The organism is Microcoleus sp. (assembly GCF_041354475.1).
Taxonomy (GTDB): Bacteria; Cyanobacteriota; Cyanobacteriia; order Cyanobacteriales; family Microcoleaceae; genus Microcoleus.
Map to the genome: position 1 here is coordinate 1 of NZ_JBGJZU010000084.1, position 26,394 is coordinate 26,394.

The following is a 26,394-nucleotide window of genomic DNA, read 5'->3' on the forward strand; positions in this document are numbered from 1 at the left end:
ATCCACCTGCCCACTGCTCAAAGCTACGCTTTGAGATTGTGAACAAGTGGAATCCTCGTCTCACGCGCCTTTCATCCCACACCAACCGAAGCGGTATGGTGTGGGGATTCCCGTCTGTCAAGCTAAATCAACCCGCCCCTTACTGACTTTGGGTAACTACCGGATTTAAAATTAATCATCCGGCATCCGCTTACTTAAGGTTCCACCCAGCGATCGTCCGATTTAATCAAGTTAATCAATTCTTCCACACCTCTGTCCTCCGGCACCTTCTTAATTTCTTCCCGGCCCCGGTACAGCGAAATATAACCAGCCTGCTTCCCCACATAACCATAGTCAGCATCAGCCATTTCTCCGGGCCCATTGACAATACAGCCCATTACTGCTATATCCAAACCCGTCAGATGCTGCGTCGCCGCCCTCACTTTGTGCAGCACTTCCTCTAAATTAAACAAAGTACGACCACAGGAAGGACAAGCCACATACTCAACCATCGTTTTCCGCAATCCCAAGGCTTGCAGAATGCTGTAGCAGACAGGAATTTCCTTTTCTGGGGCCTCTGTCAGGGAGACGCGGATGGTGTCGCCGATGCCATCAGCCAATAGCGGTGCGATCCCCGCGGTGGACTTGATACGGCCATATTCCCCGTCGCCAGCTTCCGTGACACCCAAATGCAGCGGGTAATCCATGCCTAGTTCGTCCATCCGGTGTGCCATCAAGCGGTAAGCCGCCACCATCACTGGAGCACGGGAGGCTTTCAGGGAAATGACGATGTTGCCAAAGTCCAGGGATTCGCAAATTTTGATGAATTCCAGGGCGGATTCTACCATGCCTTCTGGGGTGTCGCCGTAGGTGAACAGCATCCTTTCGGCAAGGGAACCGTGATTGACTCCGATTCGCAAAGCTTTGCCCTGATCTCGGAGAGATATCACTAGGGGTTCCAGGGTTTCCCTGATTTTTTCGCCAATTTCGGCGAATTCGGCATCGGTATATTCGGTTCTGTCAGCTTTCGGTTTCTCGAACACGTACAAACCCGGATTGATTCTCACTTTGTCTACGTGTTTGGCCACTTCTAGGGCGATTTTCATGCCATTGTGGTGGACATCGGCAACCAGGGGTACTGGTTGGTAGGTGGCGATCAGTTTTTGCTTGATTTCGGCTAAGGCTTTGGCGTGGGCCATGCTGGGCACGGTGACGCGGACGATTTCGCAGCCAATCTCGTGCAATCGCCTAATTCCGGCTACTGAACCGTCGATGTCGAGGGTGTCTTCGTTAATCATCGATTGTACGACGACTGGGTTGCCGCCACCGATGGTGACGCTACCGACTTTGACTGGTCTGGTTTTGCGCCGTTTGATGGTGGTGTCGAAGGCTGGTTGAGGGTTGGGGGTTTTAGTTGGATTTGGTAGAGTTTGCATAATTGATTGCTGGGTTCTGTTACCAAAAGTTTATAAAATTGTCTCGGCTGTTTTTTAGATTGCCACAGAAAGGGTCTGTTTGGAGACTGAGGTTTGGGGATTTGGTTTTTTTTAAGGGATTTGCGATCGAATTTATGGGCTCGGCCCGATCGCACATATTCCGATCGTCTGCCTCGCAATTCTCGAAAATAGTTTAGAATCTAAAAATGATCTCCAAAACCAATTTGTGCGATCGCACCTGTTAGGATTTTGCAGCCACCATAAAATCTCAAATCGGTTGATTTTGCAGTTAGCATAAAATCTAACAATCCCCAATCCCCGATCGATAAATCTCACAATCCCAAAGCCCCAATCTAAAATCGACAGTTTGTGCAACTAAAACAAGTAATTATTGCCCACAAAGCCAGAGATCCCTTCAGCCAGCGGTGGGCAGAACAATGTGCTCGGCAGTTAGAAAGTCGCGGTTGTCATGTTTTGATGGGGCCGAGTGGCCCAAAAGACAACCCCTACCCAGTGTTTTTGGCTTCTAGTACCAGCCCGATTGATTTAGCTGTGGTGCTTGGTGGTGACGGCACTGCCCTGGCTGCGGCCCGAAATTTAGCTGCTGATGGTATCCCGATTTTGGCTGCCAATGTGGGGGGACACTTAGGTTTTTTAACTGAATCTTTTGACGATTTCCAAAATACTGAAGAGATTTGGGACAGACTTACTGAAGATAGATACGCCGTACAGAAGCGGATGATGTTGCAGGCGGCGATTTTTCAGGGAAATAGAACTAATTTGGAACCGGAAAGCGATCGCTTTTTGGCCCTCAATGAAATGTGCATCAAACCTGCTTGCGCCGATCGAATGCCCAGTTGTATTCTGGAAATGGAAATTGACGGCGAAGTAGTGGATCAATATCAGGGCGACGGCTTAATTGTCGCAACTCCCACAGGTTCGACTTGCTACACCGCATCTGCCAACGGGCCGATTATACACCCTGGCATGGACGCGATCGCTGTTACTCCCATTTGCCCTTTAAGTTTATCCAGCCGCCCCGTAGTTTTGCCACCCGGTTCTGTAGTCAGCATTTGGCCCTTAGCAGATTACGAACTCAGTACCAAACTCTGGACAGATGGCATTTTAGGTACTGCCATTTGGCCAGGACAGCGCGTAGACGTGCGGATGGCGGACTGCGAGGCTAAATTTATCATTTTGCGAGAAAACTATTCTTATTACGGCACATTGAGAGAAAAACTTCAGTGGGCCGGAGCCCGCATTCGGTATAACAACAATCACCGCAATTAAAAGGCAATTAAATCCTTAAAAGATACTATGGAAGTCAAAACAGATACGGAGAGAGCTAGTTGTGTTGTAGAAAGAACTTTAGATATCATTGGCGGACGTTGGAAAGTATTAATCCTGCGCGAGCTATTTCAAGGTGTGAAGCGTTTTAATCAGTTGCAAAGGGCCTTAAAAGGCATTACTCAAAAAATGCTGACACAACAACTGCGCGAGATGGAGTTACACGGGATTGTCCATCGCGAAATTTACTTGGAGGTTCCGCCTAAAGTCGAATATTCCGTAACACCTTTGGGAGAAAGCCTCAAACCTATCATCGACGCCATGCACGAATGGGGTGTGAAATATCTCGATCTAACCAATTAATTTTTAAAAAAAATAAATTGGCGATCGCCTTCTAGTTTACCTGAAGCGCGATCGCTTTTTATAACAGTTACCTTAACAGCCTTGGCAGTTGCTATATTTTGTGTATTTAAAAAGCAAAGACTACTTTTAATTTACCACTTCAAAAGTTACTGTTCTACTCAGCCACAGTGGTTGATTTTCCGCCACGCCTTCGGGACGACTTTTGCTAGAAGCAACTTGTATTCTGTCACTATCTATTCCTTTATTCACTAAAGCTACTTTCACATTTTTCGCCCTTTCCAGTGCCAATCTTTGGTTTTCGGCAGAATTGCTTTTAAAATCGCTATGTCCAATTATCCTCAAATTCTTGCCTTTATTTTCTGCCATAAAAGCCTTGATTTCTTTCATTTTTTGGGTGATGTCGTTCGGCTGCAAAGTAGCAGCACCCACACCAAAATAAATCCGAATTCCCATGGCCTTAGACAGCGGTTTAGTTCCTATTACCACTGTATTTGTGACCGACTTCACCCCCGGAATTTTAGCAAAAGCTTCTGTTATTTTCTGAGCATCTTTTGCCTGGAGTACGCTACCTTCTACGGTAACTTTCTCTGCCACATAACGAGCCGAAATGTCAATGCTTTCTACTTTGTTCAACAGAGCCACTGTCCGCTTGACATCCGCCTCCACTAACACTGGGTCTGGAGGTACTTCCACTGCTATAATTTTATTGTCTAAGGTTAATTGTGGTACAACTCTTTGAGCAATTTGTAAGGCTCTTGAACGCAATTTCTGATTCGGTACTCGTCCCGAAAGCTCTGCTACTTTACCTTTCACCTCTGCGGTGAGTCGATAAACTGATAATTCGGGAGCAGACTGTAAAGCTAAATTTGTCTCAGCTTCTAATCTGCGTTCAATTCCACTACGGTATTGATAAATCCCCCAAGGTACTATAATTAAACCTAAAAGTCCAAATCCCACCATTAATAACGCTTTAGGTTGAGTGGATTTAGCTTTGACATTTGTATCAATTAATTTCCGTAACTCGGAATTGACTTCCACAGGGATACTGGCTGGATCTCCATTAAATGACTGGATTTTATTGCCGTATTCTTGAACAATATTTTTGAAAATTGCTCGCATTTTGTACTTAAACCATTGGCGGGTTTCTCCTTGCATCACTACCGCTAGATAACAGGAACCCGCTACTTCCAATACAATCGTAGATGTCCCGTATTCTATGGCATCAATTTCTGCAATATTGCCAGACTGAGAGATACAGTCGTTAACAAAAGAACGAATCGCAGTCAACATCCCCGCCACCATTTCCGATTCTAGCTGCTCACTTTGTGACTGTTGCACTGCTGTAATTACTAACCCAGAGTCTTTTTGAATTAAAAATACTGCCTTAACACTTGATGGTGTTGTCTCTTTCATCAGCAATTCTGCTTCAGAAATCCCTTGTAACTTAGCTTTAAATTTGCGGGTAATTCCCTCAAGGCTCACCGCTTTTTCGAGTTTTTCATTAATCTCCTGTATCGTCTCGGCCATGTACTTCAAAATCGTACTACCGATAATCGGGTAGAGTGCATCCGACATCGCTTCTGTATTAAGATTAATTTGTCTTCTCACAGCAGAGGCAATTTCGGGTGCGATCGCCTGTGCAATCTCATCTGGCGATTCATTGATGCGGTGGCTGATTCCCACAGGTATCGCTGGAGATATTGCGATTCCCATCGATTGCCTATTTTCCCTGGTTTTATTATTAATTACTTGATCGATTATGGGGGCAATTGTTTCAGTAAATGCTTCCTGGGATTCGTTAATTGTGTCTAGCATCATTTCCAGGAAAATGGCTTTAATTTTGGCAACTAATGCTTCCTCATTGCCACCCCATTGAGCATCATTGACTTTACGTTCCAGATTTTCTACTTTATCATTTAGTTGATAATTATAATTAACAACTTCATCTAATAAAGGCAAAATTGATTCAATGACAGATTGTTCTAGTTGCTTGTGATGACCGACCATAAGTTCGTCAATTAAAGGCTTCAATAAATCTGTAAACAAGTCAGTAGATTCATAAATTCGGTGTTCGATCGCGACAATTTTTTGTTCGATTTTCCCCAGTCTTTCTTCAATTCTTTTATTTTGAATAATGGCATCCACCGCGGGACCGATCGCACTTTCTATCTCTACTCTTGCTTCGCTGATTTTTTCCAACAGCATCTGGGAGATCCGTGGCATAATCCTTGCCATCAACCCTTCTAACTGGGCGACTGTTTCGTGCTGAACTTCGATAATTTGATGCTCATTTCTTAAGATTTTTGCTTCTATGCCGCTGTTTTGAAAAGCTTCGTTGATGCCGGGGGCGATCGCCTCTCTCACCTCTAACTTTGTCTCATCTATCTTCCGATTCAGCGACTCAATCATTAACGGCATTAGCCTGGCCATTATTTCTTCCGGTTGAGAATTCTGCTTTTTCTGAATCAGATTAACTTTATTTTCTACATTCAACAGTTGCCCTTTAATTACTTCTTGATGACTGTGGCTAGCCATCAAAGGTTCGATGAGGGCTGCTAAATCTAATTTAGATTCATCTATTTTACGGTTAAGTAACTCCGTGATGATTGGCATTACCCGCCCAATTATTTCTTCCGGCTGCTGAATTTGTGGTTGTTGATCTACGAGTCGCCCTTCGATGATATTTAATACTTTTTCTTCGATTTCTGCCCAAGCTATTCTCACCTGGGCTGAGGGTGTCACAGTCTGGATCAGCTCCGATTTTAACTCACTGATTTTCCGATTCAGCGACTCGTTAATTATGGGCAGTAGTTGTTTGACTAAATCTTCCGGCTGCTGCTGAAAACGCTGTTGAACGTGAGCAACTTGATGTTCAATATTTAATACTTTTTCTTCCAGGCCGTTTTGGTGGTTAATTACTTCCTTAACTGCCGGTGCAATTTTTGAATCTACCCCTAACTTCGACTCCTCTAGTTTGCGGTTGAGCAAATCGGTGATTATGGGAGTCAGCCCTTGGATTAACTGTTCTGAATTGGGGATTTTTTGCTGAGATAGAATCGCGATTTGATTTTGTAGTTCTACTACTTTTGCTTCTATTTCACTCTGATTAATTCTGGGACTACCATCCGGTGCGATCGCCTCTCGCAACTCAGACTTCAATTCCCTGACTTGGCCGCTCAGCAACTCAGGAATTAATGGTGTTAATAATTTTAGCAACTCATCGGGATCGGAAATCATCCTTTCAAAGTTTGCCAATCTCTGTTCTACGCTCAAAATATTATCATAAAATTCTGGTAAATCCCGTTCAAATAGTAATTGTTGCAACCGCTTTAACTTTTCTCTAGCCTCTTCTAAGGTTTCCTCCGAAGGCACTTCTTCGTTTTGGGACTGGGATTTTCGCGATCCGAACCGTTCTTTTTTTATGTTTTTATGACTGGTATTTTCGGGTTCACTTGTCAAAATTTCGGGGATAATTGCTGGTGATTCTATCAGAAAAGACCACTGCTGATTGGGTTCATTTTTCTCCTCATTATTATTGTTAGACATTTTTGTACACCTTAAATTAATTTCGTTAGATTCATTTTTTAATTTTAATAATTGCAACTCCGCCAGCATTTTCATTAATTCTTGAAGTTGCTCGCCAGCATTACTACCTATCTGATTTGTAGGATTAGTTTCAGTGTTTTCTAATTGCTCCCTTTCCTCTGGATTGAGATTAAATTCTGTCATAATTTTCTACCATGATTTGACTTTGACTAATGAAAGGAAATCACCCGTTGGCAACCCCATATAAGGGAAAATCAATAGCAAATTTCAACAGAATCAAGCTAACTAACCTATCTATAGCAATTCTAAATCATTTGTGAATTTCTTGCTCCCTCCCCTTAATAAGGGGAGGGTTGGGGTGGGGTAAAAAACTTGCGACTCCTGCAAGGATTGCTATATACTTGATTAACCTTAGTTAATTAACCTCATCTTTTTAGATACTCACCGGGTTCTCTCTACTGGGAGAGAGAGGGCGATCGGTTTTATTTAGTATCTCGCGGATCGCCCCATTTTGCCACTGCTCTTCTCGTGGCCAACTCCCTCCCAAGCTCCAAGGCAGATTTCATGCTGGAAGCATCCGCAATCCCTCTACCTACAATATCAAAAGCAGTGCCATGATCGGGGGATGTGCGGACAAAGGGCAAGCCAATTGTAGTGTTAACTGCTTTATCAAAAGCCATTAATTTTACCGGAATCAAACCTTGGTCGTGGTACATTGCCAAATAAGCATCGTGAGTAGGTGCTGCAAAACCGTACCAAGCTTTACCGGGCTTTACCCAGAGGGTATCCGGTGGGATGGGCCCGTCTAACTGTACTTGCTCGAAGCGATCGCGCTGAGTTTCCAACCAGGGTATCATCCAGTCTTGCTCTTCATTTCCCAGTTTCCCATTTTCGCCGCTGTGAGGATTCAAGCCAGACACCGCTATTCTGGGTGTTTCGATCCCAAAATCTGCCCGCAAACACTCGATGAGCAATTCCAGTTTTTCGCTCAACAACTCTGGAGTCAAAGCATCGGGGACTTGACGTAGGGAAATATGTGTGGTAGCGAGTAAAGTAATCAGCATCCAGTTGCTGTGGGGAGATTTGGCAGCAAACAGCATTCCGAAGCGTTTCGATCGCGCTTTTTCGGCCAGAAGTTCTGTTTGTCCTGGATAATTGTAATTAGCCGCCTGCCAGCAAGTTTTGGAAATCGGTCCTGTGACAATCGCCGAGAATTCACCAGTCAGGGTACGGGCGATGGCAGTTTCGAGATAGGCAAAGCTAGCAGCGCCGCTGGCTGCATTACCAACACCAGGGATAATTTCGCCCCATTTGCTGTCGGATGCGATCTCAATAATATTTAATGTGTCGGGATTTGCTAAGGCTAGGGATGGATCTTGCGATCGCAATTTATCATAAGTTTGCTGCAAAATTGTCCGAGAGCCGATCGTCCACACCCCACAAGCCTCTACGGGATCGGCCAAAGCCTTGAGAATCACTTCCGGCCCAATTCCTGCCGGATCTCCCAGAGTTAGAGCTAGTTTCAATCCTCGATCGAGACTCAAGGCATTTTTCTCCAGAAATCTAGAACATTTTCCGCACTGAAATTTTAGCATTCCTGTAGCTCGTTGCCCCAAATTATACTATCTTTATTGAATGCGATCGTCCAACTAGACATCTAAAATCATGAATCCTGAAATTTTAAATGCAGCCTTGTTGTCCTTTTCCCTAATTTTTGTCGGTATCGGTGGAGGCTTCCTCCTGCTCAAACTCCAAGGCGGCGAAGAATAAGCTTTTTTTTCAGTTACACCGTATCCCAGGCTTATGAAGTAGGGACACCGCACCGTGCCCATAGGTGTCAACTTAAGCCTGAAAGCCTTGATAAATATCGTTTTTACCTAAGTCTAGATCCCCCTAAATCCCCACCCCCCCCTAGCCCCCCCCAAGGGGGGAAGGGGGACGAAAGAGAAGATTTCTTGTCCCCCCCGACCTAAGGGGGGCTAGGGGGGATAGCAGTTTAATAGTTAAACAGCAATCTGTGACTGGGTTTTAGCTTAAGTTGACACGAATAGGCAGTGCCGTGTCCCTACGGGGATCGAGCGATCAGAAAGCCAGCCTTCTGCCGAAGGTCTCAACGCCAAAATGAGAAAAGTTCAGGTTTTTGTTAAGTTTTTATAACAAAATTAACAAAGACCTGATACAATCCTATAGAAAGTTTAAGATTCATAATTAATCCCTAGATGACTTTATTGATTTTAGGTGCCACCGGCACACTCGGCCGCCAAATAGCCCGCCGTGCCCTAGACGAGGGCTACCAGGTGCGTTGCCTAGTAAGAAGTTACAGAAAAGCTGCATTTTTGAAAGAATGGGGTGCCGAACTCGTACCCGGAAACCTTTGCCAGCCAGATAGCCTGACTTCAGCGCTATCCGGGGTAACAGCTATCATCGATGCAGCCACAGCTAGCGCTGCCGATTCTGTAAGCATCAAAAGAGTAGACTGGGACGGAAAAGTATCGCTGATTCAAGCAGCAGTAGCAGCAGGAGTCAAGCGTTACATCTTCTTTTCGTTTCTCGACGCCGAGAAATATCCCCAAGTCCCCTTATTGGAAATTAAGCGCTGTACGGAGCTATTTTTAGCAGAGTCCGGTCTCGATTACACCATCTTGAGGCCCTGTGGATTTTTGCAAGGACTGCTCAGCCTATACGCCATGCCGATTTTGGATAGTCAGGGAGTTTGGTTGCCCAACAAGCCCTCAGCCCTGGCCTACATGAACACTCAGGATGTGGCGAAATTTGCAGTCCGAGCCCTTTCCGTTCCCGAAACTGAGAAAAAAAGCTTTCCTCTGGTGGGCCCTCGCGCTTGGGATGCAGAAGAAATTGTGCGCCTATGCGAACGCTTATCTGGCAAACAAGCCAAAATCACCCGCACCCCAGATGCTTTGTTGAAGGCTACTCGTCAATTTGCTCAGTTCTTTCAGTGGAGTTGGAACATAGCTGACAGATTGGCTTTTTCCGAAGTTTTGGCCGCCGGAAAACCCTTGAAAGCTCCGATGGATGAAGTTTACAGTGTCTTCGGAATAGACCCCAAAGAAACTACTACTTTGGAATCTTATCTGGAAGAATACTTTAGTCTGATTACCAAGAAGCTCAAGGAAATAGAGTACGAGCAGCTTAAAACTAAAAAACGGGGTAAACAAAAAATGCCTTTTACGTTTTAATCAGCTTATACTCCATTTCTAGGACTCAAATTGCTGAGTTTTGGGATTAAATTTCGGTAATTTGTGGCGGTTCGATGCCGCCACAAGCTGCAAAATCTACGTGATTAAAAATTTCAAGATGGTAACAAGACGCGCCATATTAAAACTATATTCAACCCGAACTTTGGAACTCTCCAATTTATTAGACTCCGACCATATTTATTGTGGAACAGGCATCTTGCCTGTTCAAGATTGGCAATTCTTGCGATGTCTATCAAATAAAAAGGACGTATTTTTCGTCCTTGATGATAGTAGGGCGGGGTAGTCGATCGTGCCGAAAGCTGGGATTATATATAACGACGTTAAACCTGTATCTTGTCGCATCGCCCAAGAGTTGAAAGAACAACTGACGGCGATCGGCTGGGATGTCTGCGCGGTTTCCGGTTCTGGGGGAATTCTGGGCTATTCTAGTCCCGATCGCCCCATGTGTCATACTCCGATCGACCAACTCGTCCCCCCCGGTTTTGACAGCGACATGGAATTTGCCGTGGTTTTGGGTGGCGACGGTACTGTGCTGTCGGCATTTCGCCAAGTCGCTCCCATCGGAGTGCCACTGCTGACGGTCAATACTGGTCATATGGGTTTTTTGACCGAAACTTACCTTAACTTGCTGCCACAAGCCTTGGAGAAGGTGCTGGCGGGAGAATACGAAATCGAAGAAAGGTCAATGCTAGCAGTACGGTTGTTTCGCGACAATGACTGCCTCTGGGAAGCACTGTGTTTGAATGAAATGGTGCTGCACCGGGAACCGCTGACTTGTATGTGTCATTTTGAAGTGGCGATCGGGCAACACGCTTCTGTGGACATTGCCGCCGATGGGATAATTATCTCGACTCCCACAGGATCGACGGCTTACGCGCTGTCTGCGGGCGGGCCTGTGATTATTCCCGGAGTGCCAGTATTACAATTAGTGCCTCTTTGCCCGCATTCTATGGCTTCGCGCGCCTTGGTTTTTTCCAACACAGAACCGGTGAAGATTTTGCCCGCGAGTCCGAACCGTTTAGTCATGGTGGTAGACGGAAATGGCGGCTGTTATGTTCGCCCGGAGGATTGGGTACAAGTAGAAAAAGCTCCGTACATGGCCCGTTTTGTTCGGGTACAACCTCCTGAGTTTTTCCATGTTTTGCGCGAAAAATTGGGTTGGGGATTACCTCATATTGCTAAACCCAGTTCCGTTGAGTTGCCTTGACAGTTGTTGTTGACACTCCCCCCGGCGCGAATGCACGGGTTTTTTAGTGATATTAATTCCGGTAACACCGAAATAATATAGAGGAGACGGCAGTGCCGTGTCCCTACCCAAAGTAATATTGTAGGGACACGGCACTGCCCATTGGTGTCAACTTAAAGTACAACCAATAGTCCGCCGGGGGTTGAAACCCCCGTCTCAAAGCGAAAGTCCTCTCAAAGAGGACTGAAGAGAAGAATTTTCAACTCATTAGTCCTCATAGCGAGGACTTTTGCTATTAGACAGGGGTTTCAACCCCTGTCGGACTCGTGAACCCACTAACAGACTTGGCGGGCTGACAGCTTAAGTTGACACCAATGGGCAGTGCCCATTGGTGTCAACTTAAAGTACAACCAATAGTCCGGCAGGGGTTGAAACCCCTGCCTCAAAGCGCAAGTCCTCTCAAAGAGGACTGAAGAACTCATTAGTCCTCTTTGAGAGGACTTTAGCTATTAGACAGGGGTTTCAACCCCTGGCGGATTCGCGGGCTCACAGACAGACTTGGCGGGCTTTCAGGCGATTGTTGACACCAATGGGCACTGCCGTCTCCTAATTTGGTCTACTAATAATTCCGGTGCAACCGGAATTGATATGACTCATAAATTTGGCATGATTACCAAAATATTTTGGTTGCGGTGTTTGCGATAGATTTGAAAGTCGCTATCTAGGGTAAGCACGGAACTATCTTCATAGATCTCGCTCATTTTGACTAAGCAGGCATCGGCTAGGGACATTGGCACGGATGCATAACGCTCCATTAGATTTTCAATTGCTTCTATTTCTTGATTGAGAATAAAAGGAATTTGAATATGTCCCTGTTTGATTAGTTTTAAGATTGTTGCTTGTCCATGATGGATTCTCTGGGCGAGAAAACAGGCTTCTGTGATTACAGGTTCGCAGGTAATGACGGGATCTGTAACTTGGGAAAGTTGGGAGACTGCCCAAGAGTGGAATTTATCTTTGGGCATCAGAAAGGCAATTAAAACTCCAGTATCTAAAATAATGGGGTTACTCATCATTCTCCGAAGCCTTTTAGGTATTGGGAATTGTGGGAAAGATCTTCGAGATCGCTATCTAAACAACCAACAAACTCTTGGGCTGCTTGTGTAAAAGATATTTTCTCTGACTTTGTATCAATCGGCTCAAAGGTTTTTTTATTGGCTTGAAACTCAAGAAATTCGATATATTCAAAAATCTTTTCGAGTTGATTTGGGGGAAAATGTTGGATTTTTTGGATTGCCATTTCTAGGGTTAACATGGGTTTCTTTTTGGTTGGTTTTGGTACTATTTTAACGATTTACACAAACATCTTTTTTTTGGATCTACTAGCTTGTTGCATGAGTGCGCGATCGCAGGGTATCTATTTATTCTACCAATTTTCTGTAGGTCAAGGTCTCGATCGAGATTCCGAATCATCTCCAAGGTGAGCCAGCATTTGCGAGATAGCGTTGGTACGCAGGAACATTTTTGGTTTAACATCCCACCCATTACCTATTCCCCATCCCCTAAACCACCGCTACGATCGAGAAAATCAGTAATCTCCTGATAAAAAGCCTGTGCCTTTCCCCTGCTGCTACTTGCAGTCACCAATAATCTTAAAACTTCCACAAGCGAACTAATCGTAGCATCAAAAATCAATTCAAACAACTGGCTTAAATCATCTTGGTTTTGTTGCCCGTAGGCTAAAGCATTAATATAATCATTGCGGATTTGGTTGTCAATCACCGCGATCGGATAGCCTGCACGGATTAAGAGTAAATTCATTAATAATCTAGCGCTTCGACCATTTCCATCGCGAAAAGGATGGATAGAAACAAAACGATAATGAGCCATAGTGGCATATTCGACTGGATGGAGCCTTAAAGCAGATTCCGAGTTGAGCCATATCGCAAAATCTCTCATTAATTGAGACAATAAATAATGGGCAGGATAACGATAGTTCGTTCCCGCCGCCATCACATCCAGAGTGCGATAACTACCCGCTTCCTCCGGGTTAATTTTGCGGAGAATAAGATTGTGAATTTGCTTTATTTCCCATTCATTAATCTCCGTATCTTTTTGGGCTAAATTTTCAATATAATCGATCGCCTGCTTATGTCCAATAACTTCTAAATGTTCGTCAAGGGTTTTGCCCCCCACAGTAATGCCCTTCGTTAAAACTAATTCCGTTTCACTTTGGGTTAAAGTATTACCCTCAATGGCATTTGAGTTATAAGTAAAGCGAACATCATAGAGCTTTTTGAGTTCGGCGACAAGCGTGGAATCGAAGGGTCTAAACCCATCTAGCCAAGCTTTTAGTTTATCGATTCGTTCTAATTTAAGCCGATAATTCATGATTAAATAGTTGTCGATCGAAGAGGTTAATGAAAATTCCTTTTGTTTACCTAAAATAATTATCTTTTGAATGAATTTCTCGTATAGTTGAGTCTCCATCTTTGAAAATACTCCCCCATTCCCTAAAACGGCACCTCAATCCCCAACTCCTGACAAAACCGACGAATCAGGCGATCGTTCTCCGACCTTGCGCGATCCAGCGTCTCTATTTATTTTACCAATTTTCTGTAGGTCAAACTCTCGATCGAGATTCCGAATCATCTCCAAGGTCAGACAGCGTTTGTGAGATAACGTTCGCGCTCACTGGACGTAGATAACCTTTGCCATTAACCCACCATATTAGAACGTTCCAGTGCAGCGCGATTGTTATCAGAAAATTGGGTTTAAAACCCCGTCCTTCTAGGACGACTTTAATTTCTTAAATCTTTTTTCAAAGAACACGAAAATGTTGATTTTTGTGGTATATTAGAATAGTCAAGGTTAAATTCCTTCGCCATCGTGAAACAGAAACTCAAACACACTTTTAGGCGTAAACTGGGGGACAAAGAGCGGCGAAAACTCTAAAAACAGCTAGGGGCTTAATACAGCCTCACAACCAGAAAAACAAACAATTCATTTTTGTTAGGTAGGGTAGGACATACCCGAACTCTAGGTGAATATCCTAGTACGCTTTTGGAGATAGACTCTCTGGGGTGACCGCGAATCAGGCTCGTTAATTGGTAGAATTCCTACGGTTAAAAAGTTTGAGTATTGCCGCAAGGACGTAGCACTTAAAGGTCAGTCGCTGAATTAAGAATCCCCACACCTTTAGGTTGGGGAGTGTCAAATAGCTACTACGATAACTGACCAACTAACGTCGCAGTCTCTCGATCTAAACCGACTAACGCTTCCTGAATCAAATCAACTTCGCGGGCTTCAAATAGAACCTCGCCACATTGATTGCAAACCCACGCTGGAATGTTGTCCCATGACACACGATAACCATTTCGATCGATCGTGAATGGGGCGGTTCCGCGTCGCATTTTATTTCTACAGCACAAGCATTCCATTCTTACAGTCTCCCTCTAAAATCCGGTGTCCATTGGCTGGGATCGGGCAGATATGCTGTAATGATAGCTAAATATTCGTCTTTCGGGGCACACACCACATGAATTGCTCGGTCATCTCGCCCAAGCCCTAACATGAGACAACTATGCCCCCTTGCATCCTCTGGGTAATCTTCGATCGCTTCGCCTGTCCTAACCACCGCTTCAACCTCAGTAGTTGCAATCATTCGCTCTGGGCGGGACATTTGCCGGATCGTATGAGGTAGAAACAATAAGCGCTTACTTGCCGCTTCTCGTACCTGCTCTAAGATGTCATCAGCCAATTTTTATTTACCCAATTAGATCGCAGCGTATCTATTTATCCTACCAATTTTCTGATTTGTCAAGCTCTCGACCGAGCTTCCGAATCATCTCCAAGGTCACTCTATTCCGTCCGTTCCACTGTGCTGTTAGCTGGCTGGCTACTAGGCGATGATTCTAATTTCTGCTGAATTGCTGCCTGAATTTTTGCGTCAAAATCGGGATCGCTTGGGCTTGCAATGATTGATTTCGGACGCTGACTGAACCTGTCTAAATATGCCTGACAAGCAGCTCGATCTTGGCGATTTTCCAGAAAGTACCGTCTCAATTCGGCATCGCTCATAGCCTCAAAATTCACTTGGCTCATCAGAATACCTCCCCATTCGGTACTATTTCAAACTCAAGGTCTTCACCATATCCAGCTAGAACGTATACGTTTCGAGTACGACGATCGATACAAACCAGATGAATCGGTTGCAACATGATGAACGTCAACTGATAGCTGACGCGATATAAACTCTCTAACTGAGCAGTAGTTGGCATTTCGGTCACTCACTCCACCCACTGTCTATTTTAACTGTTCCGAGTTCAAATGAACTCATCAGTTTACTTTACTGTTGTTGGAATGGCGTTCTATTGTTGTTCAGCGGGGGTTTGTGCTACTGATAAGGCTTGATGAGAATCTTCGCCGGAATCCTTAATTCTCGATCGAGATTCCGAATCATCTCCAAGGTCAGGCAGTGTTTACGAGATAACGACTCGGTTGAGCGGCTGAAAGCAACCTTTGCATCTTCACCAATGGCTCTCGGTAGTCCGCTCCAACCGAATTGTTAGACAGCCGTATTAGGCAGTTCCTCTAAATTTAAGATAGCTCTTGCCTTTCTCAGTAATGTAAAAATGTTCTTTGACTTCTCGGCTCTGCCCATCATCCTTAAGCAGAGTAGCCCTTCCTTTGTTGTCAGGATTTGCAATTAACCCAAGTCTTCTTAGTCTGTCTAACTCATTAGAGAAAAAATGAGAGGTCTTGTCTACTCTCACTATATATGGTTCTGACGAACTGAGCCTCTTTAGAATATTTAATTCGCTCTCAGTCACAAAACCTTCTATTAGAAACTTAAGTTGTTCAATCTCATACTTCTGTCTAACCTGCTCCTCTTGAATTTGTTGTATGAACTCTAATTTCCATCCCCCCGGCAACTCTGCCTTCGATAGAAAACCAGCTAACCAAGGGAGAAAAGCTATTACAAGTAAAATTAATCCTTGAGTGTCAAAGCTCAAAATTTTTGTGGTATGTAAAATTGCAAGGGCTAAACCTATTAGAGATATAGCAATTTTCATTTTCATGCTTAAGAGTCCATGCTGATTATTGTTCATTGTTCTGCATAAATAACTAACATTTCTACAATCAATTCCTACTGCTTTAATACCTCAACAGGATGTTTTACGAAGTTGGTTGATTGTACCTCGCTAACAATCCCTTAAATGCACCCCAACCATAAACTCACGCCTACTTGAGCATTGCAACTCACAGATGACTTCTCGCTACGCCCCAACTGAGAGGATTAGCTGTCTAACTTATAATTAGATCGCAGTTGCGGTACAATTATGATAAAGCAAGCATCGCTCAAACGATTCGGCAACTTGGGCGACAAGTTTTCATCAAAAAGTAATTTCATGCGGATAAGGTAGCGGTCATAAACCGACGCTCACGGTCAGCAGCATAAGCTATACAAGCTTTTAAATCTTCTCGTGTAAAATCGGGAAAATCGTCGAGAATTTCTGCTTCAGTCATCTCGGAAGCCAGGTACTCAAGCACTTCATAAACCGTAATTCGCAAGCCGCGTACACAAGGCTTACCACCGCGTTTATTTGCTTCGATCGTGATGTGGTTTCGGTAGTTCATAAGAAACACTCGGTAATACTATTTTTCTGTGAAGCTACATAGAATGTATCCTTACCCCATGCGTCTTTGCGAATGTCGTCTAGGGTGATATTTTTTCCTTCCCAGATTCCGGCTAGCTCAAAAAAGGATTGTTCTCGATCGGAGTCATCTTTTTTGGGTTCTATCGTTTTAGTTTGGCTGGCTTGAAATTCTAGAAATTCGATAAATTCAATAACTTTATTGCGTTGTTCGGGGGGGAATTGTTGGATTTTTTGGATTGCCATTTCTAGGGTTAACATGGGTTTCTCCTTGGTTGTTTTTGGTACTATTTTAACGATTTACACAAACATCTTTTTTTTGGATCTACTAGCTTGTTGCATGGGTGCGCGATCGAAGCATCTCTATTGATTCTACCAATTTTCTGTAGGTCAAACTCGCGATCGAGCTTCCGAATCATCTCCAAGGTCAGGTAACGTTTAGGAGATAACGGTTATTTTCAGCGACGCGAAACCATCTTTCGGGAAAGCTAGATCGTTTAGCCTTCGCGTCCGCCTGCAAGAAATTGTTAGGGACGGCAAAGGTGTAGAGATGTTGGGTTACGCTATCGCTAACCCAACCTACTGCTATTGAGTAATGCGAATCGAATCTTGAATTTGCTGAACTTGCTTTTCCGTATCACTGTCGGAGTAGAAAGTTCCTAGCATAATTGTTTCTTTTTTTCCTGTGGCAACATAGGTGACAATGCCTGCGGGAAACCCGTCGTTATAGGATTCATACAAGCGCACGACTTTTTTACCGTTAATGGTTAGACGTTCGGTCTTAATCGTCGTCTTAGGAATTTCTCTGGAACTCGGTTTCATAGCGGTTTCCAGGTTTTCCTCACTGATGGTTGCAAGCACGCGAATCAAACCCTTGGGGGCAAATCCACCGCCTCTATCGGGGAACTTTTTGTTGTGTAAATGAAGGCTATTCGCACTTGCGCCCCTGGGATTTTCGAGCCAATTTCGGGGTGCTTTGAAGGTCAAATTGCCGATCGCGTGGGTTTTGAGCTGTGATTCTTGGGTTTGGGCTTGGGCGAGTAGGGTACTGTGTTCTAGGAATAGGGTGGGTGTCGCGATCGCGATCGTACTGGCGAGGATAGTCAGGAATTTCTTCATTGGCGATTATGTCCGATTGATAGTTTTGGCAAATATTATGCAGGCTTAAAATGCCCGCCATGTTTCACGATTCAAGAAAAAGCCATTACCTTTCCCATTAGGTTCCGGTATATCTGCTTTTCAAGCTCAGATCAATTTTGCTTGATGGATAATATCCAGAATCACTGTAGATTTATAGAAATATGAAATACCACTATGACCTCCATATCTGTTGTGGTCTGGTATATGCCCTGCATTAATCCCAACTAGATACCCATCTCGTGAACCAGGTATGGTATGTAAACCTCTAGGAGGTGCAAAAACAGGACTACCTGATGCACCTTCTGACGAGAAAGCTTCATACGCAACACAACTACCCTCAAACTTGCCACTCCATGAATAATCAAATTTTGGATCACTGGCAATTTTTCCAGATCTTAGGATTGGTCGATTTGTTAACTTATCATATTGGTCTGGAAAACCAGTAAAAGCCACATCGTCATAAGGCTGTAACAGATTGTCAAATATTTCTTGCGTGGCTAAGTGCTCCAGTCCAAAATGCCAATGAAGTCGCTGTGCGAACTGATCTGGAGGATCTACGTACATTATTGGCTCTATAAGTACAACATCATTTTCATTAACTTCACTATAAAAAAATTTAGCCGTTGGATACAACCTGAATGTGTAAGTTGTATCATCTGGTCTTCTTCCTGATATAAATAATTCCTGAATTGAAAAGTCTTTGTATTTCGCGCTGGGTTGCCGATAGTCAATATCAACAACATGCCTGTTTGTTACAATAACAGAAAAACCCTCTTTTATTTCCAACACAAAACCTGTTCCTGAACCTTCTTTAACTGTTCCATCCGGGTGAAGAAACTTTGTCCTGAGCAAGTAAGCTGAGTAGAAAAAGTTGGCAGGTGGCTGGTGATACATTGAAGCTGATATAACTTGTGATGTTGAAATTGCTGTCGCGGTATTGAACTAAATTATAGCTATAAACAAATAATCTGGATCGCTACCTTATTGACAATATAAAGCGACCTATAGAATAATATAGCAGATCGATTATGTATGTCAACCCGTTCTTACTCCCCATCGGAATCTCCTTTCCTCGATCGAGTTCGCCACACGATTCGACTCAAGCACTTCAGCCGTCGCACTGAAACAAGCTATCTTTATTATATTTGAGATTAGACTCGATCGCACACTGGGGCGATCGGTGCATTATGATAAAGCAAGCAGCGATAAAGTCTCGTCTTCATAAAATAATTCGACCGCATTAAAATCCCGACGCAGCAAATTTTCAATTTGCAATGTCGAACAGTTTCCAAGGCAAAGCCAAATAACTTTCGGTGGATTCCCAAATACTAAGCTCAGGTCGTGCATATCCGCGTCTTTCGAGACAATCATCAAATTATTATCTTTTGCATAATCCCAAACTATTGGGTCGATCGTTGCTTTCATGCCCACATCTCGAACATGAAGTGAATTTGGAAAAAGATCGCTCAAACGGTTCGGCAACTTGGACGACAAGTTTTCATCAAAAAGTAATTTCATGCGGATAAGGTCGCAGTCATAAACCGACGCTCACGGTCAGCAGCATAAGCTATACAAGCTTTTAAATCTTCTCGTGTCAAATCGGGAAAATCGTCAAGAATTTCTGCTTCAGTCATCTCGGAAGCCAGGTACTCAAGCACTTCATAAACCGTAATTCGCAAGCCGCGTACACAAGGCTTACCACCGCGTTTATTTGCTTCGATCGTGATGTGGTCTCGGTAGTTCATAAGAAACACTCGGTAATACTATTTTTCTGTGAAGCTACATAGAATGTATCCTTACCCCATGCGTCTTTGCGAATGTCGTCTAGGGTGATATTTTTTTCTTCCCAGATTCCGGCTACCTCAAAAAAGAATTGTTCTCGATCGGAGTCATCATCCGTTCTCATGCGATCGAGGTCGCCGTCCCAGGCGAGTTTACCCCGTAGCGCCCGGAGGTTCTCTTGGTTTTTCATTTGGATCAACAGGTTCAGGGCCATTGGTGTCAACTTAAGCCTGAAAGCCCGCCAAGTCCGCCTATGAACCCGCCAGTCCGACAGGGGTTGAAACCCCTGTCTAATAGCTAAAGTCCTCTCAAAGAGGACTGATGATGATGAGTTCTTGAGTCCTCTTTTAGAGGACTTGCGCTTTGAGGCAGGGGTTTCAACCCTTGCCGGACTATGGGTTTTACCTTAAGTTGACACCAATGGTTCAGGGCCAGTTCGACAACTTCTTGTTGTGCTGTGAGTCCAGTCGCCTGGAGCGCATTAGTGATGAGGGAGTTATCGATTTCGATCGTAGTTTTCATAGGTATTTTGGGGTAAGTCTTATCGATCGCGCTTTCATCCGATTATAATCATTCTGTCGGCTCCAACGCATTGTTAGGCTTGCCCCATAGCAAATACTTAAAATCTAGCAAATAAAATTGATTTTTATAAATTAAATTAACTTGCTTCCCTACTAATTGAAAGCCTAACTATTAATTATCAGGGAAAATTTTCACCTAACTTATAATTATATCGCAGTTGCGGTACAATACTGAGTATAGCCGTATAATACCGCAGATTGAGGATGTATGTCAACTCCTTCTTACTCCCCATGAGAATCTCCTTTCCTACAGCAATTTCGCCGCACGCTTCGGATCAAACATATGAGCCGTCGTACCGAAAAAAGCTATCTTTATTTTATTTTAGATTACATTTTCACGCACGAATCACTGTAATTAACCGACCCATCGGGCTAGTCTGAATTTCAGTTTTCAACCGTTCTTCCAACTCCAGAGCATTCTCACGGCGATCGAATATAACCAACCACCCCTCATCTTGTCCCAATCGAGCCAAATACCCATCTAACTGTTCCAACCCTTTACTCAACGGATCGACTTTCCGAGTCCGCCAAACTTTCAGTTCAATGCCTAATGTGACTTCACCATAACGCAAACATAAATCCATCCTGTCTCGTCCGATCGCATATTCTCTCTCCAACGTTCCGCCACCATTAATCACCCGATGCAGAAACGCCATCAACACCAAATGCGGGGCAATTTCGGGGTAAGACGCACTTTTGAGTAACGGTTCGCCATGTTGCAGCCAGAAGGCGAGAAACGCTTGCAGGAGTGCTTCGGTCATCAGTTCACCGCGAGGATTCAACCAACTCGGACTGATCATCGGTAAACTATCTTGCGGGCCTTGCGCCAAAACTCGCGGCAACACTTCTCGATAAATCGGATTAGCAATAACTAAGCCCCCGGCCGGATCTCGTTTTAGCAAACCCAAATCTACGAGGTATTGGCGATCGTCATTAGAAGATTCTGGCAATTCTTGTCCGGCTAGTATCGGCTCGATAATTGCTTTGACTCGGTTTTCTCGCAGTCGTTCAGCCAAACTATCCAAATGTGTATCTTGTCGTTTAATCAAAATTTCTTTAGCTTCTAAAATATGTTCCGGTGTAATTTCTATAGATTCATCTGTTACTAATTCTTCGACGATTTCTTTGGCTAAAGCATTCACTAACCAAGGTTGTCCTTGTGTCAATTCAAAAGCTAATGCTACGGCTGATGGTGTAAAAACTTGTCCGGTATCCTGGGTATGTTGCGCGTAGAGTTCTGCGACTTCTGAAGCATTGAAATCTCTGAGAGTAATCGATCGCACTTTAATATTAAACGGACTGGATGTATTGAGGCGATCGCTACCCCCCGCAGCCACTTTGTAATCGCGAACATCCCGCAAACCGATTAAACCCACCGATTGAGGAAACGCTTTCGGACGAGAGGGAAAACCATTGCGTAACTGACGCAAAACGGACAGCAATACTTCATTTTGGAGCGAATCAATTTCATCGATGAAGATTGCTAAAGGGCGAGGTGAAGTTTGTGCCCATTGCCGCAATGTTTCTTCAATTCCTTGTCCCACCTCCATTTCTTGTTTTGGTGGTGGCTGGAGATCCGGTGGCAAATAGACTCGCGCCTCACTTCGCCAAGAACTTAAAATGACCGCTTGGGCTTGTTGTGGATTGTCATTAAAGGGCGAACCTAACTCCACGGAAACCACGATCGCAGTGTACTGTCCGCTATCGGTAAGTTGCTTGGCTAAAGCCAGCATGGCCGTGGTTTTACCAATTTGTCGGGGTGCGTGGATGACAAAATAGCTTTGCTGAGCAATCAGTCGCTCTAAATTCGGGAGGCGTCGGGTTGCCGGCAACATATAGTGAATGTTATCGCGGCAAGGGCCAGCGGTATTGAACCAACGTGGCATAGGTCAAGTGGGGCTAATTGGGCTGCTCTCAGTTTACTTTACTGTTGTTGGAATGGGGTTTGTTGTTAAGTGGGGTTTGTACCGACTCATCGGGTGGAAATGAGAATCTTAGGCGGAATTATTAATTATCGATCGAGCTTCCGAATCATCTCCAAAGTCAGGGAACGTTTACGAGATAACGGTGAAGTTGGGCGTTGGATTGCAACCGTGAGGTGATGGCCGGGTTCGCTGCAGCGCATGGTTAGGCCACATCATCGTGACCTCCACCAGTCGCGCAAGCGTGACCACAAGGAACGCTGCTGCTGTGCTACCGGAAATGTGCGCTCCGGATATCGTGTCCGACCATGCTATGCTGAAACACTAATGAACTAACAGTGAGTTATTGTTTGATTGTTATCTATAATTGTTGCATTAAGCTCGGCTTCAGCTTCGCGCTGATCATATTTTACTAATACACGCCAATTTTCCAACGGGATGCTTGAAAAATTTTCTCCATCAGTAATTTTTCCTTTTAATCTGCCAGCCATTGTCAAACACCTAAGTGAATTTTCAGACACCTGAACTCCAAGAATATCTATTTTTACATCTCTTACTCTCATTAAAAGAAGCTCCTGAAAGCTATTCTCAACAAATTGAGTAAATTCAAATTCAGTTATAGGAATAGCAAGCGTTACCTTTGCTTTGTTACTTGGCTGATTATTATCTGGCTCATTGTGCAAACAAATAGGCTCATTGTATTGCAAATAAAATTCATGCATATTTACTAAATAAATTTCTCGAATTACAGCATTCCCATTAAAAGCATGTATGCATAAGTCAAGTTGGAAATCAACCAAGCCTTGAACTCTCTCAACCAGAGTAAATTTCCTGACTTCAAGTTTAACATTTATCCCTCTTAATAGAGAGTAAGCTTTTGGACAATTTACTATCAAACTGACAACGCTTGCCACTAGCCCAATTACACCAATAAATTTTGAAATTAAAGGTAAATTCGTGAGCCATAGGTCTAGACTTGAAAAATCAATACTGCTCACTAAGTTAACTAAATTTTGTTTCACAAGTTTCAGTTTTTGCCAGTTATGCCTGTCATATGGGGCTGTCTGTCAGCATTTTATAGATTAGACCAACAGAAGCTAACTTATAATTATATCGCAGTTGCGGTACAATACTGAGTATAGCTGTATAATACCGCAGATTGAGGATGTATGTCAACTCCTTCTTACTCCCCATCAGAATCTCCTTTCCTACAGCAAGTTCGCCGCACGCTTCGGCTCAAACATATGAGCCGTCGTACCGAAAAAAGCTATTTTTATTATATTTTAGATTACATTATGATAAAGCAAGCAGCGATAAATTCTCGTCTTCATAAAATAATTCGATCGCGTTGAACTCCCGACGCAGCAAATTTTCAATTTGTGATGTCGAACAGTTTCCAAGTCGAAGCCAAATAACTTTCGGTGGATTCCCAAATACTAAGCTCAGGTCGTGCATATCCGCGTCTTTCGAGACAATCATCAAATTATTGTATGAATGCATAATCCCAAACTATTGGGTCGATCGTTGCTTTCATTCCCACATCTCGAACGTGAAGCGAATTTGGGAAAATATCGCTCAAACGATTCGGCAACTTGGGCCACAAGTTTTCATCAAAAAGTAATTTCATGCTGATAAGGTAGCGGTCATAAACCGACGCTCACGGTCAGCAGCATAAGCTATACAAGCTTTTAAATCTTCTCGTGTCAAATCGGGAAAATCGTCGAGAATTTCTGCTTCAGTCATCTCGGAAGCCAGGTACTCAAGCACTTCATAAACTGTAATTCGCAAGCCGCGTACACAAGGCTTACCACCGCGTTTATTTGCTTCGATCGTGATGTGGTTTCGGTAGTTCATAAGAAACACTCGGTAATATCATTTTTCTGTGAAGCTACATAGAATGTATCCTTACCCCATGCGTCTTTGCGAATGTCGTCTAGGGTGATATTTTTTCCTTCCCAGATTCCGGCTAGATCAAAAAAGGATTGTTCTCGATCGGAGTCATCGTTTTTTTGTTCTATCGTTAAACCCAATAGAGCCTTTTGAACTTCCTCCGGTGAGACTTCAACTAGATTTTCAGTCGTGACAGGTTTGTACTGGTGACTCAACTCAATCATTCCGCCAACAGCGTTTACAAGCCTAAGTTGAAGATAGGAAGAATGGTTTGACCATACCTGCACTTCAAGAACACCATAATTGCCTGTAAGTTTATTTTTGTAAAAGGGTTTTCTCATTTCTATTTATTTCCTATTTAATAGTTGTTGATATGATGTAAATTTTGTTGCTGTAGCACTCGTCCCCTGGTTTGCCAAACCGAGTTCCCTACAAATAATTTTATAAACTTCTTTATGAAATCCCCCCTTAAAATCCCATTCTTTACCTTCTTTTGCCATTCTTACAATACCTGAGATATTTGGATACCTATAACCAAGTTGATTTTTTGCAATATAGGCTGAGAGTTGATTACTATATTTAAATTTTAAAGGACGCAGCTCCTTTAGTAGTAGCAACAACTCAATACGTGCCTTCCTGCGTTGCTCCTCCTCTGCCTTCCTGCGTTGCTCCTCCTCTGCCTCCCTGCGTCGCTCCTCCTCTGCCTCCCTGCGTCGCTCCTCCTCTGCTTCCCTGCGTCGCTCCTCCTCTGCCGCTCTAAGCTGACTCTCTAAGTTATCTCGCTCAACACTTAATTTATCTCTACAATCAACTCCAACCAACTTTATCGTTACATGGTCAAGCCAACTAGGTTTTGGAGAGCCTATATTTTTCCAGATACTCTCTACTTTTTGCTTTAAACCACACAATTCATTTGTGTAACTTTGAGGGATATCGTCTGCGTTTAGCCAAAGCTTACTAACTTGTTCGCCTTTTTCGGTGGTTTCAATTTCATACCAGAAATTGAATGTTTCAAAAGCTTCGCCACTGTCCAATTTTTGGGCTAATTCAGGATGTTTTCTCCTGATTTTTTTAATATGGAAGAAAACTTTTCCATCAGGATTAAAAAAAGTATGACCGACAAACCCAAATCCTCTATCAGGATTGTAGCCTTTGATACTGCCGAAGTCTATTGTCATAAAGCTAATTCTATTCACTACTTATAGTTGTATCGCAGTTGTGGTACAATACTGAATATAGTCGAATAATACCGCAGCTTGATGATGTATGTCAACCCGTTATTACTCCCCATCGGAATCTTCTTTCCTCGATCGAGTTCGCCACACGATTCGACTCAAACATTTCAGCCGTCATACCGAAAAAAGCTATCTTTAAATTGACAAAAGCTTCACTCGCTCACTGAGATAGCTTGTATTGATAAAGAAGTTCAAGTGCATTGCAAAAGCTACTCAAGCGATTCAGCAAAGCATTGTAGTAGGGATAAGCATCATCTCGTTCATCTTGAAGGCGGGCATAAAGAGTCAGTTCTGGCTCTGCGGCCAGACGATCTAGAGGAACATCTAAGCCTGCTTCAGCTAGGCGCGTTGCTGCGATCGCGACTAACAATGACCCAATTGTATTAGTTTTACCATGATGAAGATCGTCCAGTCCAGGTAGAATTAGCTCTGCTCCCGGTAACTCATTCAAGCTCATAACTGTCCATCCTCTATGTTACTTTCAAAACGTTTGATGAAGTTCTCAACTCTGCTTCTGAGCGCATCAGGATTAAGAGAGGGAAATCGGATTAATTCGGGTGCAATACTCTCAAAACTATTCCGCAGTTCTTCTAATGAAAATAATTTCTGTTCGTACATGGCTTGAACATCTTTAATGTCCCGATCGAATCCCCTGGATATTTTGGAGAGTGCTTGGGCTATAAAGTCATAGTGATAAAACGAGATTTGACCGTATTTGCCAATGAAGATACTCCTGTCGCGCCACCCCGGAATTGTGGGTAAGAAATCCTGTGGGGAAGCCAGTTCGATATTAATATTCAATTCTTGTTTGATTTTGGCGATCGCACCAAAAATGCCTGGGGGTTCAGGATCTAGACGAATATCGATATCAATTGTCGAATTCCGCCATCCAATCAGTAGGGCACTAGCACCACCCGTAAAATAGATGCAGCCTGAACCCTGAGCCTCTCTGCCCAAGACTTGCATCAGTCGTTCTATCTTCTGAGAATCAACATTCGGACGCATATGCTGCACAAATATTTAAACGGTAACAGATTTCTTAGAAGTTAGAGTCGATAGGGGCATCTCTACCCCTACCTCTCATTCAGAACGGAACGTGAAACTTTCGTTTCATTCCGCTCCTTGGTATCTCCATCCTTTGTTAAGGGTTCAATTCAAAACGGGTGTTATGC

General features: G+C 43.7%; 35 protein-coding genes. 7 read left to right on the forward strand and 28 right to left on the reverse strand.

The genetic code is table 11. The features are described from left to right. Positions 1 to 194: 194 nt before the first annotated feature. On the reverse strand, positions 195 to 1,415 hold the full coding sequence (gene ispG, locus ACBR23_RS23760) for a (E)-4-hydroxy-3-methylbut-2-enyl-diphosphate synthase (RefSeq protein WP_341739121.1): 1,221 nt from the start codon (positions 1,413 to 1,415) through the stop codon (positions 195 to 197). Between the two features lie 369 nt (positions 1,416 to 1,784). Between ispG and ACBR23_RS23765 the strand changes: the two genes are divergently transcribed. Together ACBR23_RS23765 and ACBR23_RS23770 are read left to right on the forward strand one after the other, a co-directional pair. Next, complete coding sequence (locus ACBR23_RS23765; RefSeq protein WP_371116911.1) at positions 1,785 to 2,705, forward strand: NAD(+) kinase; 921 nt, start codon at positions 1,785 to 1,787, stop codon at positions 2,703 to 2,705. A gap of 27 nt (positions 2,706 to 2,732) precedes the next feature. Next, entirely contained in the window at positions 2,733 to 3,065 is a 333-nt protein-coding gene (locus ACBR23_RS23770; RefSeq protein ID WP_341739120.1) for a helix-turn-helix domain-containing protein, read from the forward strand. A 126-nt stretch (positions 3,066 to 3,191) separates the two neighbouring features. Here the strand turns inward: ACBR23_RS23770 and ACBR23_RS23775 are convergent, their stop codons facing one another. Then, on the reverse strand, positions 3,192 to 6,794 hold the full coding sequence (locus ACBR23_RS23775; protein ID WP_371120595.1) for an OmpA family protein: 3,603 nt from the start codon (positions 6,792 to 6,794) through the stop codon (positions 3,192 to 3,194). Positions 6,795 to 7,093: 299 nt separating this feature from the next. Then, positions 7,094 to 8,206: a 4-hydroxythreonine-4-phosphate dehydrogenase PdxA gene (gene pdxA, locus ACBR23_RS23780; RefSeq protein WP_371120594.1), complete on the reverse strand. Its 1,113-nt coding sequence runs from the start codon at positions 8,204 to 8,206 to the stop codon at positions 7,094 to 7,096. Between the two features lie 70 nt (positions 8,207 to 8,276). Between pdxA and ACBR23_RS23785 the strand changes: the two genes are divergently transcribed. The 3 genes from ACBR23_RS23785 to ACBR23_RS23795 all read left to right on the forward strand — a co-directional run bounded on the left by ACBR23_RS23785 (position 8,277) and on the right by ACBR23_RS23795 (position 11,036). After that, positions 8,277 to 8,381: a PetM family cytochrome b6-f complex subunit 7 gene (locus ACBR23_RS23785; RefSeq protein ID WP_340517484.1), complete on the forward strand. Its 105-nt coding sequence runs from the start codon at positions 8,277 to 8,279 to the stop codon at positions 8,379 to 8,381. Between the two features lie 449 nt (positions 8,382 to 8,830). Continuing rightward, positions 8,831 to 9,808 carry an NmrA family NAD(P)-binding protein gene (locus ACBR23_RS23790; RefSeq protein WP_340517486.1) on the forward strand — a complete coding sequence of 326 codons (978 nt, stop codon included), beginning with the start codon at positions 8,831 to 8,833 and terminating at the stop codon, positions 9,806 to 9,808. A gap of 310 nt (positions 9,809 to 10,118) precedes the next feature. Beyond that, positions 10,119 to 11,036, forward strand: coding sequence for an NAD(+) kinase (locus tag ACBR23_RS23795; protein ID WP_371116914.1), 918 nt, complete (start codon positions 10,119 to 10,121; stop codon positions 11,034 to 11,036). Between the two features lie 632 nt (positions 11,037 to 11,668). On the opposite strand, the gene ACBR23_RS23800 is transcribed toward ACBR23_RS23795, so the two are convergent. From ACBR23_RS23800 to ACBR23_RS23875, 16 genes are all read right to left on the reverse strand, one after another. Continuing rightward, positions 11,669 to 12,091 (reverse strand): type II toxin-antitoxin system VapC family toxin, encoded by a 423-nt coding sequence (locus ACBR23_RS23800; RefSeq protein WP_371116915.1) that lies wholly within the window; start codon positions 12,089 to 12,091, stop codon positions 11,669 to 11,671. Beyond that, positions 12,088 to 12,330, reverse strand: coding sequence for a hypothetical protein (locus tag ACBR23_RS23805; RefSeq protein WP_371116916.1), 243 nt, complete (start codon positions 12,328 to 12,330; stop codon positions 12,088 to 12,090). The genes ACBR23_RS23800 and ACBR23_RS23805 overlap by 4 nt, the downstream gene beginning before the upstream one ends. 233 nt (positions 12,331 to 12,563) lie before the next feature. Then, positions 12,564 to 13,505: a Fic family protein gene (locus ACBR23_RS23810; protein WP_371116917.1), complete on the reverse strand. Its 942-nt coding sequence runs from the start codon at positions 13,503 to 13,505 to the stop codon at positions 12,564 to 12,566. 734 nt (positions 13,506 to 14,239) lie between these two features. Next, positions 14,240 to 14,455: a YgiT-type zinc finger protein gene (locus ACBR23_RS23815; protein WP_193972625.1), complete on the reverse strand. Its 216-nt coding sequence runs from the start codon at positions 14,453 to 14,455 to the stop codon at positions 14,240 to 14,242. Between the two features lie 2 nt (positions 14,456 to 14,457). After that, positions 14,458 to 14,775, reverse strand: a complete 318-nt coding sequence (locus ACBR23_RS23820) for a DUF4258 domain-containing protein (protein WP_371120593.1) — start codon at positions 14,773 to 14,775, stop codon at positions 14,458 to 14,460. 101 nt (positions 14,776 to 14,876) lie between these two features. Beyond that, positions 14,877 to 15,119 carry a hypothetical protein gene (locus ACBR23_RS23825; RefSeq protein ID WP_371120592.1) on the reverse strand — a complete coding sequence of 81 codons (243 nt, stop codon included), beginning with the start codon at positions 15,117 to 15,119 and terminating at the stop codon, positions 14,877 to 14,879. Next, a complete protein-coding gene (locus ACBR23_RS23830; protein ID WP_341739112.1) occupies positions 15,119 to 15,295 on the reverse strand; it encodes a hypothetical protein in 177 nt (58 codons plus the stop codon). The genes ACBR23_RS23825 and ACBR23_RS23830 overlap by 1 nt, the downstream gene beginning before the upstream one ends. A gap of 300 nt (positions 15,296 to 15,595) precedes the next feature. Further along, the gene (locus ACBR23_RS23835; protein ID WP_371120591.1) at positions 15,596 to 16,126 is read right to left on the reverse strand and encodes a hypothetical protein; all 531 of its coding nucleotides are present in this window, start codon (positions 16,124 to 16,126) and stop codon (positions 15,596 to 15,598) included. 298 nt (positions 16,127 to 16,424) lie between these two features. After that, positions 16,425 to 16,655 carry a DUF433 domain-containing protein gene (locus tag ACBR23_RS23840; protein ID WP_371120590.1) on the reverse strand — a complete coding sequence of 77 codons (231 nt, stop codon included), beginning with the start codon at positions 16,653 to 16,655 and terminating at the stop codon, positions 16,425 to 16,427. After that, positions 16,652 to 16,933: a DUF2281 domain-containing protein gene (locus tag ACBR23_RS23845; RefSeq protein ID WP_371120589.1), complete on the reverse strand. Its 282-nt coding sequence runs from the start codon at positions 16,931 to 16,933 to the stop codon at positions 16,652 to 16,654. The genes ACBR23_RS23840 and ACBR23_RS23845 overlap by 4 nt, the downstream gene beginning before the upstream one ends. 324 nt (positions 16,934 to 17,257) lie before the next feature. Beyond that, positions 17,258 to 17,791 (reverse strand): hypothetical protein, encoded by a 534-nt coding sequence (locus ACBR23_RS23850; RefSeq protein WP_371120588.1) that lies wholly within the window; start codon positions 17,789 to 17,791, stop codon positions 17,258 to 17,260. Between the two features lie 126 nt (positions 17,792 to 17,917). Continuing rightward, complete coding sequence (locus tag ACBR23_RS23855) at positions 17,918 to 18,706, reverse strand: serine protease (RefSeq protein WP_371120587.1); 789 nt, start codon at positions 18,704 to 18,706, stop codon at positions 17,918 to 17,920. 291 nt (positions 18,707 to 18,997) lie between these two features. Further along, positions 18,998 to 19,330, reverse strand: a complete 333-nt coding sequence (locus ACBR23_RS23860; RefSeq protein WP_371120586.1) for a DUF5615 family PIN-like protein — start codon at positions 19,328 to 19,330, stop codon at positions 18,998 to 19,000. Continuing rightward, entirely contained in the window at positions 19,327 to 19,557 is a 231-nt protein-coding gene (locus ACBR23_RS23865; RefSeq protein WP_096829650.1) for a DUF433 domain-containing protein, read from the reverse strand. The genes ACBR23_RS23860 and ACBR23_RS23865 overlap by 4 nt, the downstream gene beginning before the upstream one ends. After that, positions 19,554 to 19,784 (reverse strand): hypothetical protein, encoded by a 231-nt coding sequence (locus ACBR23_RS23870; RefSeq protein WP_371120585.1) that lies wholly within the window; start codon positions 19,782 to 19,784, stop codon positions 19,554 to 19,556. Before ACBR23_RS23870 ends, ACBR23_RS23865 begins: the two co-directional genes overlap by 4 nt. Positions 19,785 to 19,891: 107 nt before the next feature. Next, entirely contained in the window at positions 19,892 to 20,116 is a 225-nt protein-coding gene (locus ACBR23_RS23875; protein ID WP_371116921.1) for a type II toxin-antitoxin system VapB family antitoxin, read from the reverse strand. 342 nt (positions 20,117 to 20,458) lie between these two features. On the opposite strand from ACBR23_RS23875, the gene ACBR23_RS23880 reads away from it, so the two are divergent. Continuing rightward, positions 20,459 to 20,530: a hypothetical protein gene (locus ACBR23_RS23880; protein WP_371120596.1), complete on the forward strand. Its 72-nt coding sequence runs from the start codon at positions 20,459 to 20,461 to the stop codon at positions 20,528 to 20,530. On the opposite strand, the gene ACBR23_RS23885 is transcribed toward ACBR23_RS23880, so the two are convergent. Together ACBR23_RS23885 and ACBR23_RS23890 are read right to left on the reverse strand one after the other, a co-directional pair. Continuing rightward, the gene (locus ACBR23_RS23885) at positions 20,511 to 22,061 is read right to left on the reverse strand and encodes an ATP-binding protein (protein ID WP_371120584.1); all 1,551 of its coding nucleotides are present in this window, start codon (positions 22,059 to 22,061) and stop codon (positions 20,511 to 20,513) included. The genes ACBR23_RS23880 and ACBR23_RS23885 overlap by 20 nt on opposite strands. 368 nt (positions 22,062 to 22,429) lie before the next feature. Beyond that, positions 22,430 to 23,119, reverse strand: a complete 690-nt coding sequence (locus tag ACBR23_RS23890; protein WP_371120583.1) for a hypothetical protein — start codon at positions 23,117 to 23,119, stop codon at positions 22,430 to 22,432. Positions 23,120 to 23,266: 147 nt separating this feature from the next. On the opposite strand from ACBR23_RS23890, the gene ACBR23_RS23895 reads away from it, so the two are divergent. Next, positions 23,267 to 23,449, forward strand: coding sequence for a hypothetical protein (locus tag ACBR23_RS23895; RefSeq protein WP_371120597.1), 183 nt, complete (start codon positions 23,267 to 23,269; stop codon positions 23,447 to 23,449). Here ACBR23_RS23895 and ACBR23_RS23900 read toward each other — a convergent pair. The 7 genes from ACBR23_RS23900 to ACBR23_RS23930 form a co-directional block, all read right to left on the reverse strand. After that, positions 23,391 to 23,597: a DUF5615 family PIN-like protein gene (locus ACBR23_RS23900; protein WP_371121022.1), complete on the reverse strand. Its 207-nt coding sequence runs from the start codon at positions 23,595 to 23,597 to the stop codon at positions 23,391 to 23,393. The genes ACBR23_RS23895 and ACBR23_RS23900 overlap by 59 nt on opposite strands. Next, a complete protein-coding gene (locus tag ACBR23_RS23905) occupies positions 23,581 to 23,724 on the reverse strand; it encodes a DUF5615 family PIN-like protein (RefSeq protein WP_371120581.1) in 144 nt (47 codons plus the stop codon). Before ACBR23_RS23905 ends, ACBR23_RS23900 begins: the two co-directional genes overlap by 17 nt. Further along, positions 23,721 to 23,951 carry a DUF433 domain-containing protein gene (locus ACBR23_RS23910; RefSeq protein ID WP_006634608.1) on the reverse strand — a complete coding sequence of 77 codons (231 nt, stop codon included), beginning with the start codon at positions 23,949 to 23,951 and terminating at the stop codon, positions 23,721 to 23,723. The genes ACBR23_RS23905 and ACBR23_RS23910 overlap by 4 nt, the downstream gene beginning before the upstream one ends. After that, positions 23,948 to 24,211, reverse strand: a complete 264-nt coding sequence (locus tag ACBR23_RS23915; RefSeq protein WP_371120580.1) for a hypothetical protein — start codon at positions 24,209 to 24,211, stop codon at positions 23,948 to 23,950. Before ACBR23_RS23915 ends, ACBR23_RS23910 begins: the two co-directional genes overlap by 4 nt. Positions 24,212 to 24,334: 123 nt before the next feature. Continuing rightward, complete coding sequence (locus ACBR23_RS23920) at positions 24,335 to 25,165, reverse strand: cold-shock protein (RefSeq protein ID WP_371120579.1); 831 nt, start codon at positions 25,163 to 25,165, stop codon at positions 24,335 to 24,337. A 217-nt stretch (positions 25,166 to 25,382) separates the two neighbouring features. Beyond that, the gene (locus ACBR23_RS23925) at positions 25,383 to 25,679 is read right to left on the reverse strand and encodes a hypothetical protein (RefSeq protein WP_371120578.1); all 297 of its coding nucleotides are present in this window, start codon (positions 25,677 to 25,679) and stop codon (positions 25,383 to 25,385) included. Then, on the reverse strand, positions 25,676 to 26,227 hold the full coding sequence (locus ACBR23_RS23930; RefSeq protein ID WP_371120577.1) for a DUF6036 family nucleotidyltransferase: 552 nt from the start codon (positions 26,225 to 26,227) through the stop codon (positions 25,676 to 25,678). The genes ACBR23_RS23925 and ACBR23_RS23930 overlap by 4 nt, the downstream gene beginning before the upstream one ends. Positions 26,228 to 26,394: the final 167 nt, after the last annotated feature.

Bases quoted from the DNA above. Each gene is read 5' to 3' on its own strand.
- ispG (WP_341739121.1), bottom strand. From the start codon at position 1,415: ATGCAAACTCTACCAAATCCAACTAAAACCCCCAACCCTCAACCAGCC.
- ACBR23_RS23770 (WP_341739120.1), top strand. From the start codon at position 2,733: ATGGAAGTCAAAACAGATACGGAGAGAGCTAGTTGTGTTGTAGAAAGA.
- ACBR23_RS23775 (WP_371120595.1), bottom strand. From the start codon at position 6,794: ATGACAGAATTTAATCTCAATCCAGAGGAAAGGGAGCAATTAGAAAAC.
- pdxA (WP_371120594.1), bottom strand. From the start codon at position 8,206: ATGCTAAAATTTCAGTGCGGAAAATGTTCTAGATTTCTGGAGAAAAAT.
- ACBR23_RS23785 (WP_340517484.1), top strand. From the start codon at position 8,277: ATGAATCCTGAAATTTTAAATGCAGCCTTGTTGTCCTTTTCCCTAATT.
- ACBR23_RS23790 (WP_340517486.1), top strand. From the start codon at position 8,831: ATGACTTTATTGATTTTAGGTGCCACCGGCACACTCGGCCGCCAAATA.
- ACBR23_RS23800 (WP_371116915.1), bottom strand. From the start codon at position 12,091: ATGATGAGTAACCCCATTATTTTAGATACTGGAGTTTTAATTGCCTTT.
- ACBR23_RS23805 (WP_371116916.1), bottom strand. From the start codon at position 12,330: ATGTTAACCCTAGAAATGGCAATCCAAAAAATCCAACATTTTCCCCCA.
- ACBR23_RS23810 (WP_371116917.1), bottom strand. From the start codon at position 13,505: ATGGAGACTCAACTATACGAGAAATTCATTCAAAAGATAATTATTTTA.
- ACBR23_RS23815 (WP_193972625.1), bottom strand. From the start codon at position 14,455: ATGGAATGCTTGTGCTGTAGAAATAAAATGCGACGCGGAACCGCCCCA.
- ACBR23_RS23825 (WP_371120592.1), bottom strand. From the start codon at position 15,119: ATGAGCCAAGTGAATTTTGAGGCTATGAGCGATGCCGAATTGAGACGG.
- ACBR23_RS23830 (WP_341739112.1), bottom strand. From the start codon at position 15,295: ATGCCAACTACTGCTCAGTTAGAGAGTTTATATCGCGTCAGCTATCAG.
- ACBR23_RS23835 (WP_371120591.1), bottom strand. From the start codon at position 16,126: ATGAACAATAATCAGCATGGACTCTTAAGCATGAAAATGAAAATTGCT.
- ACBR23_RS23840 (WP_371120590.1), bottom strand. From the start codon at position 16,655: ATGAACTACCGAAACCACATCACGATCGAAGCAAATAAACGCGGTGGT.
- ACBR23_RS23845 (WP_371120589.1), bottom strand. From the start codon at position 16,933: ATGTTAACCCTAGAAATGGCAATCCAAAAAATCCAACAATTCCCCCCC.
- ACBR23_RS23850 (WP_371120588.1), bottom strand. From the start codon at position 17,791: ATGAAGAAATTCCTGACTATCCTCGCCAGTACGATCGCGATCGCGACA.
- ACBR23_RS23855 (WP_371120587.1), bottom strand. From the start codon at position 18,706: ATGTATCACCAGCCACCTGCCAACTTTTTCTACTCAGCTTACTTGCTC.
- ACBR23_RS23860 (WP_371120586.1), bottom strand. From the start codon at position 19,330: ATGAAATTACTTTTTGATGAAAACTTGTCGTCCAAGTTGCCGAACCGT.
- ACBR23_RS23865 (WP_096829650.1), bottom strand. From the start codon at position 19,557: ATGAACTACCGAGACCACATCACGATCGAAGCAAATAAACGCGGTGGT.
- ACBR23_RS23870 (WP_371120585.1), bottom strand. From the start codon at position 19,784: ATGAAAAACCAAGAGAACCTCCGGGCGCTACGGGGTAAACTCGCCTGG.
- ACBR23_RS23875 (WP_371116921.1), bottom strand. From the start codon at position 20,116: ATGAAAACTACGATCGAAATCGATAACTCCCTCATCACTAATGCGCTC.
- ACBR23_RS23885 (WP_371120584.1), bottom strand. From the start codon at position 22,061: ATGCCACGTTGGTTCAATACCGCTGGCCCTTGCCGCGATAACATTCAC.
- ACBR23_RS23895 (WP_371120597.1), top strand. From the start codon at position 23,267: ATGTCAACTCCTTCTTACTCCCCATCAGAATCTCCTTTCCTACAGCAA.
- ACBR23_RS23900 (WP_371121022.1), bottom strand. From the start codon at position 23,597: ATGCATTCATACAATAATTTGATGATTGTCTCGAAAGACGCGGATATG.
- ACBR23_RS23905 (WP_371120581.1), bottom strand. From the start codon at position 23,724: ATGAAATTACTTTTTGATGAAAACTTGTGGCCCAAGTTGCCGAATCGT.
- ACBR23_RS23910 (WP_006634608.1), bottom strand. From the start codon at position 23,951: ATGAACTACCGAAACCACATCACGATCGAAGCAAATAAACGCGGTGGT.
- ACBR23_RS23915 (WP_371120580.1), bottom strand. From the start codon at position 24,211: ATGATTGAGTTGAGTCACCAGTACAAACCTGTCACGACTGAAAATCTA.
- ACBR23_RS23920 (WP_371120579.1), bottom strand. From the start codon at position 25,165: ATGACAATAGACTTCGGCAGTATCAAAGGCTACAATCCTGATAGAGGA.
- ACBR23_RS23925 (WP_371120578.1), bottom strand. From the start codon at position 25,679: ATGAGCTTGAATGAGTTACCGGGAGCAGAGCTAATTCTACCTGGACTG.
- ACBR23_RS23930 (WP_371120577.1), bottom strand. From the start codon at position 26,227: ATGCGTCCGAATGTTGATTCTCAGAAGATAGAACGACTGATGCAAGTC.